Annotated in this window: 15 protein-coding genes; 12 read left to right on the top strand and 3 right to left on the bottom strand. The window is 45.5% G+C overall.

Going from position 1 to position 17965, the window contains the following annotated elements; all coding sequences use genetic code 11:
- The first annotated feature begins 428 nt into the window (after window positions 1-428).
- From L4D06_RS08465 to L4D06_RS08445, 5 genes are all read left to right on the top strand, one after another.
- Entirely contained in the window at window positions 429-1847 is a 1419-nt protein-coding gene (locus tag L4D06_RS08465; RefSeq protein ID WP_274162567.1) for a form I ribulose bisphosphate carboxylase large subunit, read from the top strand.
- 49 nt (window positions 1848-1896) lie between these two features.
- Entirely contained in the window at window positions 1897-2256 is a 360-nt protein-coding gene (locus tag L4D06_RS08460; RefSeq protein WP_028025567.1) for a ribulose bisphosphate carboxylase small subunit, read from the top strand.
- 91 nt (window positions 2257-2347) lie between these two features.
- Window positions 2348-3169: a CbbQ/NirQ/NorQ/GpvN family protein gene (locus tag L4D06_RS08455; protein WP_274162566.1), complete on the top strand. Its 822-nt coding sequence runs from the start codon at window positions 2348-2350 to the stop codon at window positions 3167-3169.
- 83 nt (window positions 3170-3252) lie between these two features.
- The gene (locus L4D06_RS08450) at window positions 3253-5880 is read left to right on the top strand and encodes a nitric oxide reductase activation protein NorD (RefSeq protein WP_429738803.1); all 2628 of its coding nucleotides are present in this window, start codon (window positions 3253-3255) and stop codon (window positions 5878-5880) included.
- A gap of 63 nt (window positions 5881-5943) precedes the next feature.
- Window positions 5944-6846 carry a LysR family transcriptional regulator gene (locus L4D06_RS08445; protein ID WP_274162564.1) on the top strand — a complete coding sequence of 301 codons (903 nt, stop codon included), beginning with the start codon at window positions 5944-5946 and terminating at the stop codon, window positions 6844-6846.
- 99 nt (window positions 6847-6945) lie between these two features.
- On the opposite strand, the gene L4D06_RS08440 is transcribed toward L4D06_RS08445, so the two are convergent.
- Together L4D06_RS08440 and L4D06_RS08435 are read right to left on the bottom strand one after the other, a co-directional pair.
- On the bottom strand, window positions 6946-9039 hold the full coding sequence (locus tag L4D06_RS08440; protein WP_429738801.1) for an ATP-binding protein: 2094 nt from the start codon (window positions 9037-9039) through the stop codon (window positions 6946-6948).
- Window positions 9036-10229: an FIST signal transduction protein gene (locus L4D06_RS08435; protein WP_274162562.1), complete on the bottom strand. Its 1194-nt coding sequence runs from the start codon at window positions 10227-10229 to the stop codon at window positions 9036-9038. The genes L4D06_RS08440 and L4D06_RS08435 overlap by 4 nt, the downstream gene beginning before the upstream one ends.
- Window positions 10230-10386: 157 nt before the next feature.
- Here L4D06_RS08435 and L4D06_RS08430 point away from each other — a divergent pair, with 157 nt between their 5' ends.
- Window positions 10387-11010, top strand: coding sequence for a Rossmann-fold NAD(P)-binding domain-containing protein (locus L4D06_RS08430; RefSeq protein ID WP_429738800.1), 624 nt, complete (start codon window positions 10387-10389; stop codon window positions 11008-11010).
- Window positions 11011-11123: 113 nt separating this feature from the next.
- On the opposite strand, the gene L4D06_RS08425 is transcribed toward L4D06_RS08430, so the two are convergent.
- Window positions 11124-11534 (bottom strand): hypothetical protein, encoded by a 411-nt coding sequence (locus tag L4D06_RS08425; RefSeq protein WP_429738798.1) that lies wholly within the window; start codon window positions 11532-11534, stop codon window positions 11124-11126.
- Between the two features lie 273 nt (window positions 11535-11807).
- On the opposite strand from L4D06_RS08425, the gene ccoN reads away from it, so the two are divergent.
- From ccoN to L4D06_RS08395, 6 genes are all read left to right on the top strand, one after another.
- The gene (gene ccoN, locus L4D06_RS08420) at window positions 11808-13235 is read left to right on the top strand and encodes a cytochrome-c oxidase, cbb3-type subunit I (protein WP_274162559.1); all 1428 of its coding nucleotides are present in this window, start codon (window positions 11808-11810) and stop codon (window positions 13233-13235) included.
- Between the two features lie 12 nt (window positions 13236-13247).
- Window positions 13248-13859, top strand: coding sequence for a cytochrome-c oxidase, cbb3-type subunit II (ccoO, locus tag L4D06_RS08415; protein WP_274162558.1), 612 nt, complete (start codon window positions 13248-13250; stop codon window positions 13857-13859).
- A 9-nt stretch (window positions 13860-13868) separates the two neighbouring features.
- Complete coding sequence (locus L4D06_RS08410) at window positions 13869-14042, top strand: cbb3-type cytochrome oxidase subunit 3 (protein ID WP_274162557.1); 174 nt, start codon at window positions 13869-13871, stop codon at window positions 14040-14042.
- On the top strand, window positions 14039-15010 hold the full coding sequence (gene ccoP, locus L4D06_RS08405) for a cytochrome-c oxidase, cbb3-type subunit III (RefSeq protein WP_274162556.1): 972 nt from the start codon (window positions 14039-14041) through the stop codon (window positions 15008-15010). The genes L4D06_RS08410 and ccoP overlap by 4 nt, the downstream gene beginning before the upstream one ends.
- Before the next feature lie 73 nt (window positions 15011-15083).
- Window positions 15084-15575, top strand: coding sequence for a FixH family protein (locus L4D06_RS08400; protein WP_274162555.1), 492 nt, complete (start codon window positions 15084-15086; stop codon window positions 15573-15575).
- A complete protein-coding gene (locus L4D06_RS08395; protein ID WP_429738795.1) occupies window positions 15572-17965 on the top strand; it encodes a heavy metal translocating P-type ATPase in 2394 nt (797 codons plus the stop codon). Before L4D06_RS08400 ends, L4D06_RS08395 begins: the two co-directional genes overlap by 4 nt.

Below are 17965 nucleotides of genomic sequence, written 5' to 3'. Positions count from 1 at the left end.
ACAGAGAGAAAGCCACAGTAAAATCATGGAAATCAATATTGAAATTAAACAGTCAGTTCAAAACAAACCAATCAGGAATAGTTTCCAGTATGATAAGAAATAGTTATACCGGAGATTTATAAATATTAAACCGCCAGTAGGTTCGCACCACTCAATACATTGGAATGTCTATTTAAACCATTAAAATCAGACAACTAGGTGATGCCTTGGCGAATTCAAAGTGTGAATGGCGAGCAAAGAAACACTCAGGAAAAAATAACACCAATCGGGAGCATTATTACATCCAAATTATTTATTATATTTCCCATAAGAACTTTCTATTTCACTTCCTCGTGAAAATAGCAACACTGAATATAAGCCTAACGCATTGAAGCACACATGATTCAAAGGCTCATTCTTCTAAACAGAAATACATAAGGAATTTGATTATGGCAAAAAGTTATCAAGCCGGCGTAAAGGATTATCGTGAAACATATTGGATGCCTGAATACATTCCCACAGACACCGATCTTCTTGCATGTTTTAAAATAGAACCTCAACCGGGAGTACCGAGGGAGGAAGCTGCTGCAGCTGTTGCGGCAGAGTCTTCGACAGGTACGTGGACGACGGTTTGGACGGATCTACTTACTGATCTCGACTATTACAAGGGACGTGCTTACGCCATTGAAGATGTGCCTGGAGACGATACCGCCTTCTATGCCTTTGTTGCTTACCCTATTGATCTATTTGAAGAAGGGTCAGTGGTTAACGTACTGACTTCATTGGTGGGTAACGTATTCGGATTTAAAGCGATTCGCGGGCTGCGTTTAGAGGACGTTCGTTTCCCTATTGCATACGTAAAAACCTGTGGTGGCCCACCAAATGGTATTCAGGTCGAGCGTGACAAAATGAACAAATACGGTCGTGCCCTACTTGGTTGCACCATCAAGCCGAAATTAGGCCTTTCTGCGAAAAACTACGGGCGTGCTTGTTACGAAGGTTTGCGTGGTGGGTTGGATTTCACCAAAGATGATGAAAATGTTAACTCTCAACCGTTTATGCGCTGGCGTGATCGTTTTGAGTATGTGGCCGAGGCCATTCATCGTGCAGAGCGTGAAACTGGTGAGCGTAAAGGTCATTACCTAAATGTGACGGCTGCAACGCCTGAAGAAATGTATCGTCGTGCCGAGTTCGCCAAAGAGTTGGATATGCCAATCATCATGCATGATTTTCTAACCGCGGGTTTTACCGCTAATACGGGGCTCGCTAACTGGTGCCGTGAAAACGGCATGTTGCTTCACATTCACCGTGCAATGCATGCGGTGTTAGATAGAAACCCTCGTCATGGTATTCATTTCCGCGTGTTATCCAAATGCCTTCGCCTTTCAGGCGGCGACCATCTCCATTCAGGCACGGTTGTTGGAAAGCTAGAGGGGGATCGTGAAGCAACGCTGGGTTGGATTGACATCATGCGTGATCGTTTTATCAAAGAAGATCGCTCTCGCGGGATTTTCTTTGACCAAGACTTTGGCTCAATGCCTGGCGTGTTACCCGTTGCATCGGGCGGAATCCATGTATGGCATATGCCTGCCCTTGTTTCGATTTTTGGTGACGACGCCATTTTCCAATTTGGCGGGGGCACATTAGGTCACCCTTGGGGTAACGCAGCTGGCGCGGCTGCAAACCGTGTGGCATTGGAAGCATGTACACAAGCAAGAAACGAAGGTAAAGAATTGGAGCGCGAAGGCAAAGACATTCTTACTGCCGCCGCGAAACATAGCCCAGAACTGAAAGCAGCCATGGAAACATGGAAAGAGGTCAAATTCGAATTCGATACGGTCGATAAACTCGATGTGGTTCATGCCTAATTGATGGATAACGACTCACCCGAAACGTAACAACAAAAGGAGCGACACTATGAGTGAAGTGATGGACTACCCGTCAAGGTTAACCGACAAACATAGCCGGAAGTTCGAGACGTTTTCCTACCTACCCCGTATGACCGCAGAGCAAATTCGACGCCAAGTGGAATACATTGTCAGCAAAGGTTGGAACCCAGCGATTGAGCACTCCGAACCTGAGGAAGCCAGTGGTTCATTCTGGTACATGTGGAAACTTCCCATGTTTGGAGAAACTAACGTCGATACGATTCTCAATGAAGCTCAGCTTTGTCACAACCTAAACGCCAATCACCATGTCAGGTTAGTTGGTTACGACAATTATCAACAAAGCCAAGGGGCATCGATGGTTATCTATCGCGCGCCCGGATTTGAGTGACAGTATCCATAATACGCTGTCTATTGGCGGGGCACAGCTACCTATCCAGCTGTCGCCCTAGCCCTTTTTTGCGAATGACAGGAAGCCAGCAATGACTCAGACAATTGAAGCGATGCCTGCCAATCAACAATATTTGGTTGACAAAGAACCCTACTATCAAGCATCCGGCGAAGAAATTACGCTTTATGAAGCGGCCTATCAATCACGCATTCCGATGATGTTAAAAGGCCCGACTGGTTGCGGTAAAACGCGATTTATTGAACATATGGCATGGCGGCTATCAAGGCCATTGATCACCATTTCTTGTCACGAGGACATGACGGCATCCGATTTGATTGGTCGCTATTTGTTGGATGCGAATGGTACATATTGGCAAGACGGGCCATTGACACTCGCTGCGCGTATGGGTGCAATTTGCTACCTCGATGAGGTGGTTGAAGCCAGACAAGATACCACAGTGGCAATTCACTCTTTGACTGACTACCGTCGCTCTCTTTCGTTAGAAAAAAAAGGCGAATTACTTGCTGCACATCCTGATTTTCAATTGGTGATTTCTTATAACCCAGGTTACCAAACGATCATGAAGGATTTAAAAACATCAACCAAACAACGCTTTGCAGCGTTGGAGTTCACTTATCCTGACGAGGAAACTGAAATCCTCATCGTCTGCCATGAAACCGGTGTGGATAGAGATACTGCTCAACGTCTTATTCAAATCGCCACTCACGCAAGAAACCTTGTTGGGCATGGCCTTACTGAAGGTATTTCGACGCGACTTCTTGTCTATACCGCGCAGTTGATCAGTCAAGGCATCCCTGCCATATCAGCCTGTCATATGGCGTTGGTACGCCCACTCAGCGATGACCCAGATATTCGAGACACATTAGAAGCCACGGTCATGGGCTGTTTCTAACTAATCAGTATGCGAATACTCGAATTGATGAAGCCATGACGGGCAAAACACACGCGGGCAGAAATAGCATAGGAGCACATAAAATGGATGATGGAACGCCTCTTTCTATTCAAGACATCAAACTTGTCGTCGAGAGACACAATGGTGCTAATTCCAACTCCGAAAGTGATGACATTCATTTCGAAGACATTGAGGTGGCACTATCCGATGCTCAACACTTGCTCCAGTCAGATGAACTCGCATCGTTTTATCAGGCCATTCGATCGTTTATGTCCAATAAACGTTTTGATCCAATAACCGTTGCATGGATCCTGACTATTCCTTATTTATCTTTCGCTTCAGGTCTCAAAGATATTCCCTTCGAAGGTGATGTTTGTATCGCCGAAAAAACATCCCATACAAAAAGTGACAGCGTCACTCGAAAGATCTATTCAACGACAATGGAACTTGGACGATGGGTAAGCTCGGCGCGGCAAGCGCAGTTTCTCTATTCACTGCCCAAAGTCGCCACTCAGCTGAACTCATCGAAAGAATTCCTCGCTTACCTGCAGCTCATTGAATTACTGGTATTGAAAGCACCTCGCAATCTCAAATCTGTTTTAGATAACGCGTCTTTGTATTTACAAGCTTTACCGTTTAGCGGCTTTAGATACTGGGTTCTCTTTGGTGCCAACGCGCATGCTCATCAATATGAAGCGCTTGATGCATACTTTTCTCTGGCATCGACTGAAAGCCTGACCGTGTTTCAAAAACAGCGAAAAGGCACTCTTTTCAGCAATGTTCAGCGACAAGTACACTTTTTTCTCCGTGCAGTATGGGGGAGCGATTTCTTTATGCGGCCTATATCTATGCACAAGTCGTTATTCGCGAACGGCGATACGACTGATGTTAGCCCCATGAATGACACCCATTCCAAAATAGCAACCTCTCCTATCATGACGACTCAATTAGCGACAATAGAGGATGGCGTCATTTTATTGCCAGACGCAGTAGACGCGATAGCAACGTTGAACACACGTAATGCCGCAGAAACTGCGCAATCTCACTCAACACAGGCAACATTAAACAAACAGCTTTACCGCGCTATGTCTGCCCATTGTGCAGCGCATGTCAAATACAGTCGACCTCGCTTACGTGACGCTTTCTCACCATTAGAGCGGATCTGTATTGGTTTATTTGAAGACGCTCGCGTTGAAGCAATGGCTATTGAGGTGTTTCCGGGATTAAAGATTTTATGGAAATGCTTTCATCACCCATGTCATCGACATCATCAGAACAACAACACCTCGGCTGAAAGCTATTTGGTGGTCCTAAAAGACATTGCAAATGCATTGCTTGATAAAGACGCGTCAATAGAGGCCGACAACACCCGCCATCAATTAGTTACAGCGTCACATACAAAATTTTGGAATACGTTAAGTCATGATGATAAGCATGATAGCTCACAAGAAATAGAGCGCTTGGGATGCTGGCTTGCCCATGAAGTGATACAAGAATTTGATATTTCGGCCTCAATACCATCAAGCCATATGGAGCCTTTAGCGCCTTATCGTGATGATAATATAGCGATGTGGTGTGACAGCGAAGCAGAACTTGTGCGCTGGGAAGTGCAGCAACATCAACAAGTTCGACGTAGTGTCACAGTCACGCAAATGGTCAACGAAATTGACTGCGAGTTAGCCGATGAAAATGCACAGGAGATTTGGACATTACACTCTGAGTTTTTCAGAGACGGCGACCCTGAAAATGTCAGCATGAACGAACGAGATGCCAATGCTCTAGCGGGAAACGAAAATATATCACCTCCTATTTTGTACCCCGAGTGGGACTATGGACTGCAAGCTCATCGGCCAGATTGGGTAACGTTAACAGAGCGGCGCGCCCCTCTTGGTCTTTCTGAAGATATCGACAGTATTCTAGCCAAGCGTCAAATGCTGGTTCGAAAAATAAAAACACTGGTTGAAACACTTCAACCCAAAGGACTTACCCGTCTGAGAAAGCAATACGACGGTGACGGCCTAGACTTAGATGCTGCGATAGACGCGATGAAAGAACTACGTCGCGGCGCATTGCCAGAAATGAACATTGACCAACGGCTGAAGCGGCAAGAAAGAGATATCGCAGTATTGGTCCTGTTGGATTTATCTCAATCAACGCTTGATACAATACCCAACGATGACGAAAGCCGTACCATTCTTGATGTCGCTAAGGAAGCCACAGTCATGTTGGCATCAGCGCTTGATGGGATTGGAGATACCTTCGCAATACATGGCTTTTCATCCAACGGTAGAGAGGATGTGCAATATCAACGATTCAAAGATTTTGACGAAGCATATGACGACAAAGCCAAGTCACGTTTAGCGGGTATACAAGGCGGCCTATCTACACGGATGGGAGCAGCATTGCGTCATGCCAAAACATTTTTGGCTAAACAGCCACAACGAAAGAAACTACTGTTATTAGTAGGAGACGGAGAACCCGCAGATGTTGATGTTCGCGACCCGCTATATCTTCAAGCCGATACAAGGCGTGCTGTCGACGAACTATGCAGCCAAGGTGTGATCCCATACTGCCTGACGATCGATCCTGACGCAGATAATTATGTCGGTCAGATATTTGGGCAAGGTCATTACACGGTTGTCGATAAGGTTACTCAACTGCCAGACGTTCTTCCTAGCTTGTTTGCTTCATTGACTAAACGAGCAGGTTGATGGTGATGTTCTAGTAATCAGGATCTTGGTCATTAATCTCGTGGTTTGATACAAGGTAGTCGTATGCATCTGACCCTAAGACAACTAAACATCTTTCAGGCCGTAGCCACTCAATCAAGTTACACGCGTGCAGCTGAAGAGCTTCACCTGACACAACCTGCCGTCTCAATGCAAATCAAGCAACTTGAAGACAATATTGGGCTGGCATTGTTCGAACAGTTGGGTAAATCGTTGTTTCTTACCGAAGCGGGTCAAGAGCTACTCGGTTACTGCGAGCGTATTTCAGAACAGCTTCGCGATGCCGAAGATGTTTTCGACAGCATGAAAGAGCTAACTCGTGGGAAATTAAACATTACCGTGGCAAGTACCGCTAACTACTTTGCTGCGCGTCTACTCGCATCGTTCTCTCAAGAGCATCCTGATGTAAAACTCAGTCTTAAAGTAACCAATCGAGAACACCTACTAAAAGACATAAAAATCAATGGATGTGATTTGGCCATTATGGGCAAGCCTCCTGCCGAGCTCGATTTAAACGCCACCGTTTTTATGGAAAACCCATTAGTGGTCGTTGCCCCAGCTAACCATCCGCTGTGCGCTGAAACCAATATCCCATTGTCTAGGATTGCCAAAGAACCAATGGTAGTTCGAGAGCAAGGATCAGGTACTCGGTTTTCGATTGAGCGATTCTTTCACAATCACGGGTTATCGCTCATCGTGTCTGCGGAAATGAGTGCGAGTGAATCCATCAAGCAAGCTGTTTCAGCCGGACTAAGCTTGGGGATTGTATCTAGTCATACCATTGAGTTGGAGTTAGAGACTAAACGGCTTCAAGTCCTTGATGTTGAAAACATGCCTATCATTCGGCATTGGTATTTGGTTCATCGAAAGGAAAAAAAACTCTCGCCTATTGCACTCGCGTTTAGCGAGTTCTTGCTTAGTGCCACATCTAACAAACCACGTAATTAGAACCGTGCCGATAGAACACTACTGAACAATCAAAATTACAGATTGTTACAACGTCACCGCGTAGTAATATGACACTAACCCGAATAGGAAGAAAAAAATTTAGGTTGTTACATTCCCTACTGTGTGTCTTTGTAATGCTTGCTTAAGGATTACTGAGCGCACTGGTTTTGTAACAAAATCATCCATTCCGGCTTGCAGACACTTCTCTCTATCTTCGTTCATTGCATTGGCTGTTAAGGCGATAATCGGTTGTGCGAAGCCTTTTGCTCTCAATTGTTTTGTTGCCTCAATACCACAAAGCACAGGCATAGACATATCCATGAGAACTATATCAAATGGCGACTCTCTCCGTTCACGGTCCAATATTTCTATCGCTTCTTGGCCGTTGTTTGCCAGAACGACAGAATGACCTGCTTTTTCCAGCATGAGCCTAACAACCATTTGATTTGCTTTGCTATCTTCGGCAACCAAAACTCTCAGCGGTTTCACTTCGCTATTTTCCGTCTTGTCTTTTTGAACGATTTCCTGCATCGGAGGTTCAATGAGAGGAATGGTGATATAGAATGTCGTCCCAACGCCTAGTTGGCTTTCAAAGTCGATCGTACCTTGCATCATTGATACAAGCTTTTTACAAATAGAAAGCCCGAGACCGGTACCTCCGTATTTACGGGTGATACTGCCATCAGCCTGAGTAAATGGCTGAAAAATATCTCTTTTTCTTTCTGGGGCGATGCCGATCCCTGAATCTTGAACGCTGAGTTTTAACGTTCTCCCTTCCGCCCACATTGATACGTTAATTTCACCCGTATCCGAAAACTTCACTGCATTTCCAACCAGGTTTAACAAGATTTGCGTAAAACGATTACCGTCTTGATAGATGAGATTGGGCACATCATTAGAAACATCCATTTCCAACATTATGTCCTTGCTGGAAGACGCTTCTTTTAGCTGGTTAAACACCACAGAGATACATTCTCTTGGGCTCATGTTCTCGGGATGTAGCGCAAAACGAGCAGATTCTACGCGAGATAAATCTAGAACATCATTAATGATCGTCAACAAAAGATGGGCTGACTTATCCATTTGGAGAACCCATTGCTCTTGTTCTTCATTAATTGGCGACTGTTGAAGGGCATCAAGCAAACCCATTACTGCATTAAGCGGTGTCCGAATTTCATGGCTCATCATGGCAAGGAATTGTGATTTCGCGGCATTGGCTGATTCTGCCTGTCTCCTCGCCATTTGTAGTTCATGCAATCGTTGCTTTCGCGTTGTAATATCTTTTGCTGTCCCTCGGAAACCTAAGCAGTTTCCGCGCTTATCGTAATAAGGCCTACCGGAAAGGCTGATCCATTGCTCAGCTCCCTGACTAAAAACTTTCCATTCCACTTCTGAAAACGGCTGCTCTAGTTGGATTAGATCCATCAGCCTTTTCTTCACTTCAGGCTGCCGATCAAACTGGCTCATAATAGCTTGAGGTTCTGTTGAAAGCGCTTCATTTGATGGTGACGACAAATAAGTAAACTGCAGGTTATTATTGATTTCCCAGAACCAGTCCCCCGCGGTTTTAGCAAAATCTCTGAATCGCTGACGACTAGCTGTAAGCTCTTGGGTTTTAACCGAAACCAAGCACTGGAGGCGTTCTCGATAATCTATATCAATGATTGTTCGTTCAATCAGTGGTCGAAAGCGTTCGATAACTTGCTGGGCTTTGATGTCGAACCCTCCCTTTTGGGAAGAGAAGAGCAGAAGAATAGATTCGCTAGCATTCACCGTCATGCCAGTCACCAAAGCAGAACGGCAGGAGTCAAAATCTGATGCATCGAGCAAGTCGAATTCTCGTACTCTATCTGGCGCATATAAGATAACAGTTTGGCCATTCACACAGCGTGAAAATGTGCCGCCATCTTGCCATTGGAATTTTTCGACTTCGTGCGAGGTCGATACAAGACACGAATATCTATCTTCTGTATCTTTGTTTCGTGTGAGTACCAAAGCATTTTCAAATGAAACGTAACGCTCGATCACTTTAAGAAGTGTATTAAACACTTCTATTTTGTTGCTGGCCCCTGACATGGCGGAAATGGCAGAAAGGATCGCTCGGTTTTCCTCTTTGAATTTATGCTCTCGTTCTTCAACGCGATTCAATTCAAAGAGCGTTTCCTGCAACTTCTCGGATACAGCGCCCGTCATAATTCATCCTTGTGGAACAAAACAGCTGAAATCATCAAATTTCCATGAGCAATCTCGCCCCCGAGAAACTGTCCTTGCTCTCCAAACGTGAAAGGACATATAAAGGGGGCTTTCTGCATCGCGCGGTTCATATTCGCCGCAACATCATCCAATGACTCTCTAACGTGTAGCATGCACCCAGCACAATAAATCGCAATGCCCCCTATCGGATCACACGTATACCTTTCATGCTCGTTTGCAGAATCAACGACTCTCCCGGCACGAGACACTAGCATCTCTTTAGTTCCTGACATGAAATGGACGGTTTCCCCTTCACGAAGATTGCAGAACATGTTTATGCCGCCGTCATCTGATACGGAAGCAGGATGAGACAAGGTATAGTAAGGCATACCGTGAATCTCTCCGGTTTGCCTTCCTAATGGAAACAAGGTTGATTGAGCAAACAAGTCGTCTTCATCAATAGATTGTCCCGTCGCATTTTGAAACCACTGCCCATAAACCTCAGAAGCAGGCTCATTATCCAACTCAAGCAAGGTTCTACCATTGACTTTGGTCGCTACGGCACAATCACCTAACGGCGCATACCCACTGTGAAAAGAATAGCTCACTCGGGCAGAAGGAAAAAAGACCGCCATAGCGATGCCAGAGTCCGTGACACTGTCACTATTGAACAACGACCAATTACCGCTGACACCATCATCAGCAGCTGTTCCACCAATAATAGGAATGTTGACACCTAATTCACTTCGAATGGCACGAAGTATGGTTTCCTCATTACCCGGTGTGGCATGAAGGGCAATCAGGGCAGGAAGCTCTCCAGGTCTACCACTGCTTTCAATGGCTCGTTGTAAAACCTGTTTTGCACTCGTGTCTATATCAGAAGTTTCAGACAATGAGCAAAGTGCTGTTCCATATGTGCCCGCGTCATCTTGCACCGCCCATGCCGCTAAGTTATGACCGCCGACATACCCTTTTTCAGTCATTGTGCCGCGGCAAGATGAACATCCAACGATATATGCATTTGGAAATTGATGTCTAAACGCTTGCCTTAATGTTTCAGCGTCTTGCGTTTCCGTGTAGTACACCAAGATGAGCGCAGGTGAAGAGATAACAGAACGTATCTCCTCAGCGACCGCTTGCACAGCAGACATGGCATTTGAATCAGTAGACGACGATGTCGCAATTCTCATGGATTTCAGTTCTATCGTGTTTTCTACAGTTAAATCAATAATAGCGCTCTCCTTTCGGCTAACACCAGTTTTTCGGTCTAATCTTTTCGTTTAATCACTGAAATCTCTATTAATAGACGATAGAATTGCGACATCGAAGGCCAATATTTCGCTCGCCATGGATAGCCAGCTCTATTTAGTCGTAAACCAAATACAATGTTTGGGCCAACAAGTCAGTAAACGGTTGGCAGAAAAAGGAAATGTCGTCGTCTATCTTGACGACGATGAACAAGAAGGCTATCGATTGGCGGCTGAAGAGCCTCGCATTCGCTATCGTTATTGTCAGCCTAGAGATGAAGACATGATTTTGTCTGAAGTAGAATGGACACAACGGTGTGTTTCATCCATTGATGGCATTGTTGCCGTGGTGTCAGCAGCCGAGGTGCAAGGCATTCGAATGCCGCTTGAAGACCACTCCTTGTTTTCGTCCGTGGTGTTGAAAGAATCAGTACAGACTCTCCCACTCACCTATGTCATCGTTTCAAATGACGACACACAAACAGAGTCGCTAAAAGCGATACACTTAGCTTTGTGTGCCCAATCTCATTTATACGAAAAACCTAGTGCGCTTCGAGTAAATTACGTTGTGATATCAACAAAGGCGGACGAAAAACTGATGGAAAGCTCAGTGTTCTCGGATATCTCCACTGATGTCTCTAACCTGATACATTATCTAACGTCCTCACATGCCCGCGCCATCTATCGTCAGGCTTTCTATATTGAAAATCTGAGGGATAAATAAGCAGTAAAAAAGCAGCCTTCCGCTGCTTTTATGTAAGATTTTATAACCTTCACTCAATATTCGTTACCAATCACCAAAATGTTAACTCTAATCGCATAAATATTAATTTGTTGTTAAAAGTTAATTTCTATTTGATCTCGATCAATGATTAATGTCAATTTATCCCCTGCCCTATATTTAACATTGTCTGATAAAGCGTAAAGATAAGCGCGATTATTCTCAGTTACCTCGATATTTCTCACGTCGATCTTTGTCTTAACTGAGCCTCTATTAACATATAAAGACGATGGGTTGATGGCGGAATTCACTACTAGCAAGACTGACTTATCTGACTGTTTTTTAGCCAAAACTTCAACTTGAGTGCCATTCACAGTGAACTGACACCCCCCTGAAGACATCTCACATTGAAAGACATTAGTTGAATCCGAATAGTCAAATGTTCGCCAAATAAATGCCGCAATAAGTGCAGCCATAACGACTAATATTTGTATTAAACGACCGGTGGTTAATTTTTCTGCAGCCATATGACTTTGCTTTTCCCGTGTTACAGAGCTCAAAGTTTTAGTAGAAATGTTACCTAAGGGTAAACCGAGTGTGGTTAGAGACCTGTTTTTAACTGAATAAGTGAAGTATTATCAACACCGAAAATGCCACTTTTACAATAAAATAGCAATGGAATGCATCAAGTGGGTATAAATCAAGCACTATTCGCATTGCATTGCTCCTGGGTGGCATTGTGACACTAAGTCACTTTGTATATACGTGAGTGTAGTAATTAAAAAGTGGAAGCATGCAATATGAGCCAAGATAAGCAGCTTGAACTCGAATACAATTACCGCGTTGTCCGTCAATTTACCCTCGTTACAATTTTGTGGGGTATTGTGGGCATGGGTATTGGTGTTCTCATTGCCGCTCAGTTGGTATGGCCTGCGCTTAACTTCGATGTTCCATACCTGACCTACAGCCGTCTGCGTCCTCTGCATACTAATGCAGTGATCTTCGCATTCGGCACAAGTGCACTGTTCGCAACGTCTTATTACGTTGTTCAGCGCACATGTCAGGTAAAACTGTTCGGAGGAAAGCTGGCTGAATTTACTTTCTGGGGATGGCAAGCAATTATTCTATCTGCAGCAATTACCTTACCTATGGGTTACACCAGTGGTAAAGAATATGCTGAGTTAGAGTGGCCAATCGATATCGCTATTGCGGTCGTTTGGGTTTCATACGCCGTGGTTTTCTTTGGGACCATGATAAAACGTAAAACGTCCCATATTTATGTCGCAAACTGGTTCTTTGGTGCATTTATTATCACCGTTGCCGTTTTGCACATTGTGAATAGCATGGCTATCCCTGTCTCTGGCATGAAATCGTATTCGATTTACGCTGGAGCAATAGATGCCATGATCCAATGGTGGTATGGACACAACGCTGTAGGCTTCCTTTTGACTGCAGGCTTCCTAGGTATGATGTACTACTTCGTACCAAAGCAAGCTGGTCGCCCGGTTTACTCTTATCGTCTATCCATCGTTCACTTCTGGGCGCTTGTCTCTCTGTATATCTGGGCTGGTCCTCACCACCTTCACTACACTGCACTTCCAGACTGGACTCAGTCGTTGGGCATGGTGATGTCTATCGTTCTGTTCGCGCCATCTTGGGGCGGCATGATCAACGGTATCATGACCCTGTCTGGTGCTTGGCATAAACTACGTTATGACCCAATCCTTCGTTTCCTTGTGGTATCTCTGTCGTTTTACGGTATGTCCACGTTTGAAGGTCCAATGATGGCGATTAAGACGGTTAACGCCCTGTCTCACTATACCGACTGGACAATTGGTCACGTTCACTCCGGTGCATTGGGCTGGGTAGCCATGGTCTCTATTGGCGCGGTATATCACCTGATCCCTAAGTTGTTCAATCAAGAGCGCATGTACTCGCTCAACCTAATCAACGTTCACTTTTGGTTGGCAACAGTCGGTACGGTCCTATACATCGTTGCGATGTGGATTTCAGGCGTACTGCAAGGTTTGATGTGGCGTGCAGTTAACACTGACGGCACCCTGACCTACAGCTTTGTAGAATCATTAGAAGCGTCGTACCCGTTTTACTTCGTTCGATTCGTTGGTGGAGCTATCTTCCTCTCTGGCATGTTCTTGATGGCGTACAACACGTACAAAACCATCTCCGCGCCGAAAGCTAGCCTGAAAGCCGTTGAGCAACCAGCATAAGGAGATCGACGAATGAGTACTAGTCGTCACGAAATAGTAGAAAAAAACGTTGGTCTGTTGGCAATCCTAATCGTTATTGCTATCAGCTTAGGTGCACTGGTTGAAATCACGCCATTGCTTTACCAAAAGCAAACAACGGAACCTGTAGATAACCTACGTCCTTACACTGCACTAGAAATGGAAGGCCGTGATATATACATCCGCGAAGGATGTAACGTTTGTCATAGCCAAATGATTCGTCCATTCCGTGCTGAAACCGAACGTTACGGTCACTATTCCGTAGCGGGTGAAAGTGTTTGGGAGCACCCATTCTTGTGGGGTTCAAAACGTACTGGTCCTGATCTGGCTCGTGTTGGTGGTCGTTATTCTGACGAATGGCACCGCGTTCACTTGATTGATCCTCGCGCCGTTGTGCCTGAGTCAAACATGCCTGGCTTCCCTTGGTTAGCTGAAAATGTGTTATCAGGCGATACGACAGAGAGAAAACTGACAGTTTTCCGAGATATGTTCGGCGTGCCATACACCGACGAGCAAATCGAGAACGCACAAGCTGACGTTCAAGGAAAAACTGAAATGGAAGCATTAATTGCTTACCTTCAGTCTCTCGGCCACGCAATGAAGTAAGGAATCGTTATGGAAATTGTTTCGTTCCATAGTATCTGGACACTCGTAATTTTTGTGAGCTTCATTGGGATAGTGCTTTGGGCCTACAGCAGCCGTCGTAAAACGGAATTTGAAGACGCTGCGAACCTTGTCTTTGCGGATGAGGAAAAAGGTGCAAAAAAGACAGGAGAAGATAACAAATGACGACATTTTGGAGTCTATTTATCACTGTCATTGTCGTCGGTACGCTAGTTGGGTGTGCTGCACTGATTATTTGGTGTGGCAAAGACCTTAAAGGTATTGCTGACGGTGAAGATATGGGCCACGAATACGATGGTATTCGTGAATTGAATAACCCCCTACCGAAATGGTGGTCCTACATGTTTTGGGCAACCATTGTATTCGGTGCCGTTTACTTGGCGCTTTATCCAGGCCTAGGAAACTTCCAAGGGTTATTCAATTGGCAGAGTTCAGCGCAGAACGTCAAAAACATCGAGCAATCTCGTGAATTGATGGTAAATAGCGAGGGTATTGACCAATATGCTCGTGAATTATCTTCTGCAAACGAGATCTTTGGAGAGACCTTCCGTCAGCTTGCTTACCAGCCTGGTAGCGATGAGCTACTTGAAATTACTGAAATCGCCAAGAACCCAGAAGCGGTTAAAGTGGGACAGCGCTTGTTCATTCAGAACTGTGCTCAGTGCCACGGCTCTGACGCTCGCGGTCAGTCAGGTTTCCCGAACCTAACTGATAAAGCATGGTTGTATGGCGGTGAGCCTGAAGCTATCAAAGCTACTTTGTTACATGGTCGTGTCGGTAACATGCCAGCATGGTTAGATGCATTTGGTGAAGATGGTGTTAAGGAAGTTTCTGCGTATGCTCTGAGCCTTTCAGGTCGTAAAGTGAATGCAGAAGAAGCGGCGAAAGGTAAAGCGCGCTTTGTTGTTTGTGCCGCATGTCATGGTACGGATGGTAAAGGTAACCCTGCCTTTGGTGCACCTGACCTAACAGATAACGTCTGGTTATTTGGTGGCTCTCGTAAAGCCGTTGAAGATACCGTTCGCTATGGGCGTCAAGGCGTGATGCCAGCATGGAAAGATATTTTGGACGAAGATAAGATCCAACTTCTTTCTGCGTATGTTTGGCAACTAAGCAATACACAAAATCAATAAGAAGTCGTTGTTGTTAAGCCCCTGCATTCAGGGGCTTTTTTACCCAAGAAATTAGTAAATACAGGAAAGCGATATGAACAAACCATGGTATAAGCAGTTCTGGCCTTGGTTCCTGATTGCATTGCCCGGCACAGTTGTCGTTGCCAGCTTATTCACCTTCACGTTATTCAGCAAAAATCAGGTTTCTCTCGTCGCAGAAGATTATTACAAAGAAGGCAAAGGCATTAATCAGGACCTTTCTCGACTTCGTCATGCCGATTCCTTATCACTGTCTGCGTTTTTAACGATGCAAGAAGACTCTGCCGTGTTCACCCTCGACAAGGGTCAACTCAAGCAATTCCCTACCCTAAAAGTGACATTCCAGCACCGTACCCTTGCTAACAAAGATATTGAACAAATGGTCAATGCTGACCTTAATGGTCGTTATCGTATCGCTCTCTCAGAGCCACTTGAAGGACCTTGGTATATCGAACTTAATGCGTTTGATGGCTCTTGGGCACTGAATGGACGTGCAAACCTCCCATCTTCAGAACCTGTTAAGTTGTATGGTCAGATCAAGGAATGACGCAAGATTGTTATCACTGCGGAGAGCCAGTATTAACTGGTGACTCCTACCAAGTCGAAATTCAGGGCACAAACCGTACGATGTGCTGTCCGGGTTGTGAGGCCGTTGCAACAACCATCGTTGCGAACGGCTTAACCTCATATTACGAGTACCGCACTGCACCTGCAGAAAGAGCAAACCTCGTCCCAGAAGAGCTTCAATCCCTCAGCCTTTACGACAACGAAGATGTTCAGCAAGAGTTTGTCCGCCATGAGAACGGTATTGATGAAGTTATTCTCTCTGTCGATGGCGTTTCCTGTGCCGCCTGTGCTTGGTTAATCGAGAAACAAATCAGCGCCCAAGCTGGCGTCTCTCGTATTCAAGTGAATACGACCACAAATCGCGCCACACTGCGCTGGGATCCGTCAAAAGCCAAACTAAGTACGTTACTTGGGGAAATTCATAACCTCGGTTACAAAGCCGCGCCTTTCGAGGCTGATAATCAAGAAGCGCAATATCACCGTACGATGAAGCAATACCTTTATAAGTTGGGTGTTGCTGGCCTCGCAACCATGCAGGTTATGATGCTGGCCGTTGCTATGTATTTCGAAGTCTTTGGTGATATGGATGAATCTTTCCGAAATTATTTCCGTTGGGTCAGTTTGATCTTTGCCACTCCGGTTCTGCTGTATTCGGCCATGCCGTTCTACATCAATGCGTGGCGTAACTTGAAAGCAAGAACACTCGGTATGGATGTTCCCGTATCCATTGCGTTGTTATTCGCCTATTTTGCTAGCTTATATGCCACTGTCACCGGCGTCGGCGAGGTGTTTTTCGAATCGATTGCGATGTTTACCTTCTTTTTGCTTGTTGGTCGTTTCCTTGAAATGCGTGCGCGTCGAACAGCGGCAGCGGCAAGTGCAAATTTACTTAAGCTGATACCGCGTTTAGCAACACTCGATTCTGGTGAGCAAATCCCGGCCAAATCACTGTCGGTCGGTCATATCGTTCGCGTGCTTCCAGGAGAACCCTTTCCTGCTGATGGCGTTATTACTGAAGGCGTCACCACCGTTGATGAATCCATGCTAACCGGTGAGTCGATGCCAGAAGCTCGTGAGTCTGGTCACTCAGTATTTGCAGGAACGCTCAACATTGATGGTAATGTTAATGTGAAAGTGTCAGCAGAGAAAAAGGACTCCTTGATTGCCCATATCGTGCAGCTTCAAGATGAAGCGCAACTCGCGAAACCGCGAGTTGCTCAAATAGCCGATATCGTCGCTAGGTATTTCGTGGCGGCCATCTTGTTGATCTCTGCGTTAACTTGGTGGTATTGGCAGAGCCATCGCCCTGACGATGCCTTTTGGATCATGTTGTCGGTATTAGTGGCTACCTGTCCATGTGCCCTGTCTCTAGCTACACCCACTGCGTTGACATGCTCGACGTCGACATTTGGAAGGCTCGGGATCTTACTACGTCGCGGTCACGTCTTTGAAACGCTGACTAAGGTTAACCGGGTTATTGTCGACAAGACAGGCACACTCACAGAAGGCAATATCACCTTATCGCACAGTGCGACTTATGGTGGTACATCTTCTGAGCAAGCTTTTAGTATTGCTGCAGCGCTAGAATCATACGCTAACCATCCAATCGCAGAAGCATTCTGCGACATTGAAGCGGCAGATGGCATTACGCAGGTTGAAAATGTTATTGGTGAAGGCTTGAAAGGCATTTACCTTGGTCAAGAATGGCGAATTGGTAAGCCCGAGTTTGCATTAACAAACGCGCATGAAGCCAAAACGATAGACCATCAGATTTGGCTCTCTTGTGAAGGTGAAAAAGTTGCCTCTTTCCAACTCGTAGACCCTATCCGTGTAAGCAGTAAAGCGCTTATCGATAAGTTTCACGAAGCTGGCATTGCGGTAACAATGCTAACCGGTGATAACTCAAAAACAGCCCAAGCCGTTGCGACACAACTTGGCATTGATGAGCTTGTTTCTGGCGTGTCACCGCAAGGTAAACTTGATTACCTTAACTCCCTGCCAAAAGACCAAATCACGATGATGATTGGAGATGGTGTCAATGACGCCCCTGTATTGGCTGGTGCTCACCTCTCTGTTGCTATGGGGGGCGGGACTGATGTCGCGAAAGCGTCAGCGGATATGGTATTACTGGGTGATGATCTTACAAAGCTCCTTGATGCGCGTCATTTGGCGGGTTTTACGCAAAAGATAATCCGCCAGAATCTTGCTTGGGCACTAGGCTACAACCTCGTTATTTTGCCGCTTGCCGTAATGGGTTTTGTTGCTCCATACATTGCCGTTGCAGGTATGTCAGGTAGCTCCGTCATTGTGGTCACCAACTCTTTGCGTCTCTTTAAGAAAGACCTTATCGAACGCTTAAAGGATAAGTAG

The organism is Enterovibrio makurazakiensis (assembly GCF_050336585.1).
GTDB classification, from domain to species: domain Bacteria; phylum Pseudomonadota; class Gammaproteobacteria; order Enterobacterales; family Vibrionaceae; genus Enterovibrio; species Enterovibrio gelatinilyticus.
The sequence above is the reverse complement of the archived record's forward strand: the minus strand, read 5'-3'. Positions and strand labels throughout refer to the sequence as shown.

Coding starts and splice junctions, on each gene's coding strand:
- L4D06_RS08440 (WP_429738801.1), bottom strand. CDS start 9,039: ATGACGGGCGCTGTATCCGAGAAGTTGCAGGAAACGCTCTTTGAATTG.
- L4D06_RS08435 (WP_274162562.1), bottom strand. CDS start 10,229: ATGAGAATTGCGACATCGTCGTCTACTGATTCAAATGCCATGTCTGCT.
- ccoN (WP_274162559.1), top strand. CDS start 11,808: ATGAGCCAAGATAAGCAGCTTGAACTCGAATACAATTACCGCGTTGTC.
- L4D06_RS08460 (WP_028025567.1), top strand. CDS start 1,897: ATGAGTGAAGTGATGGACTACCCGTCAAGGTTAACCGACAAACATAGC.
- ccoO (WP_274162558.1), top strand. CDS start 13,248: ATGAGTACTAGTCGTCACGAAATAGTAGAAAAAAACGTTGGTCTGTTG.
- L4D06_RS08455 (WP_274162566.1), top strand. CDS start 2,348: ATGACTCAGACAATTGAAGCGATGCCTGCCAATCAACAATATTTGGTT.
- L4D06_RS08410 (WP_274162557.1), top strand. CDS start 13,869: ATGGAAATTGTTTCGTTCCATAGTATCTGGACACTCGTAATTTTTGTG.
- L4D06_RS08425 (WP_429738798.1), bottom strand. CDS start 11,534: ATGGCTGCAGAAAAATTAACCACCGGTCGTTTAATACAAATATTAGTC.
- ccoP (WP_274162556.1), top strand. CDS start 14,039: ATGACGACATTTTGGAGTCTATTTATCACTGTCATTGTCGTCGGTACG.
- L4D06_RS08395 (WP_429738795.1), top strand. CDS start 15,572: ATGACGCAAGATTGTTATCACTGCGGAGAGCCAGTATTAACTGGTGAC.
- L4D06_RS08430 (WP_429738800.1), top strand. CDS start 10,387: ATGGATAGCCAGCTCTATTTAGTCGTAAACCAAATACAATGTTTGGGC.
- L4D06_RS08445 (WP_274162564.1), top strand. CDS start 5,944: ATGCATCTGACCCTAAGACAACTAAACATCTTTCAGGCCGTAGCCACT.
- L4D06_RS08400 (WP_274162555.1), top strand. CDS start 15,084: ATGAACAAACCATGGTATAAGCAGTTCTGGCCTTGGTTCCTGATTGCA.
- L4D06_RS08465 (WP_274162567.1), top strand. CDS start 429: ATGGCAAAAAGTTATCAAGCCGGCGTAAAGGATTATCGTGAAACATAT.
- L4D06_RS08450 (WP_429738803.1), top strand. CDS start 3,253: ATGGATGATGGAACGCCTCTTTCTATTCAAGACATCAAACTTGTCGTC.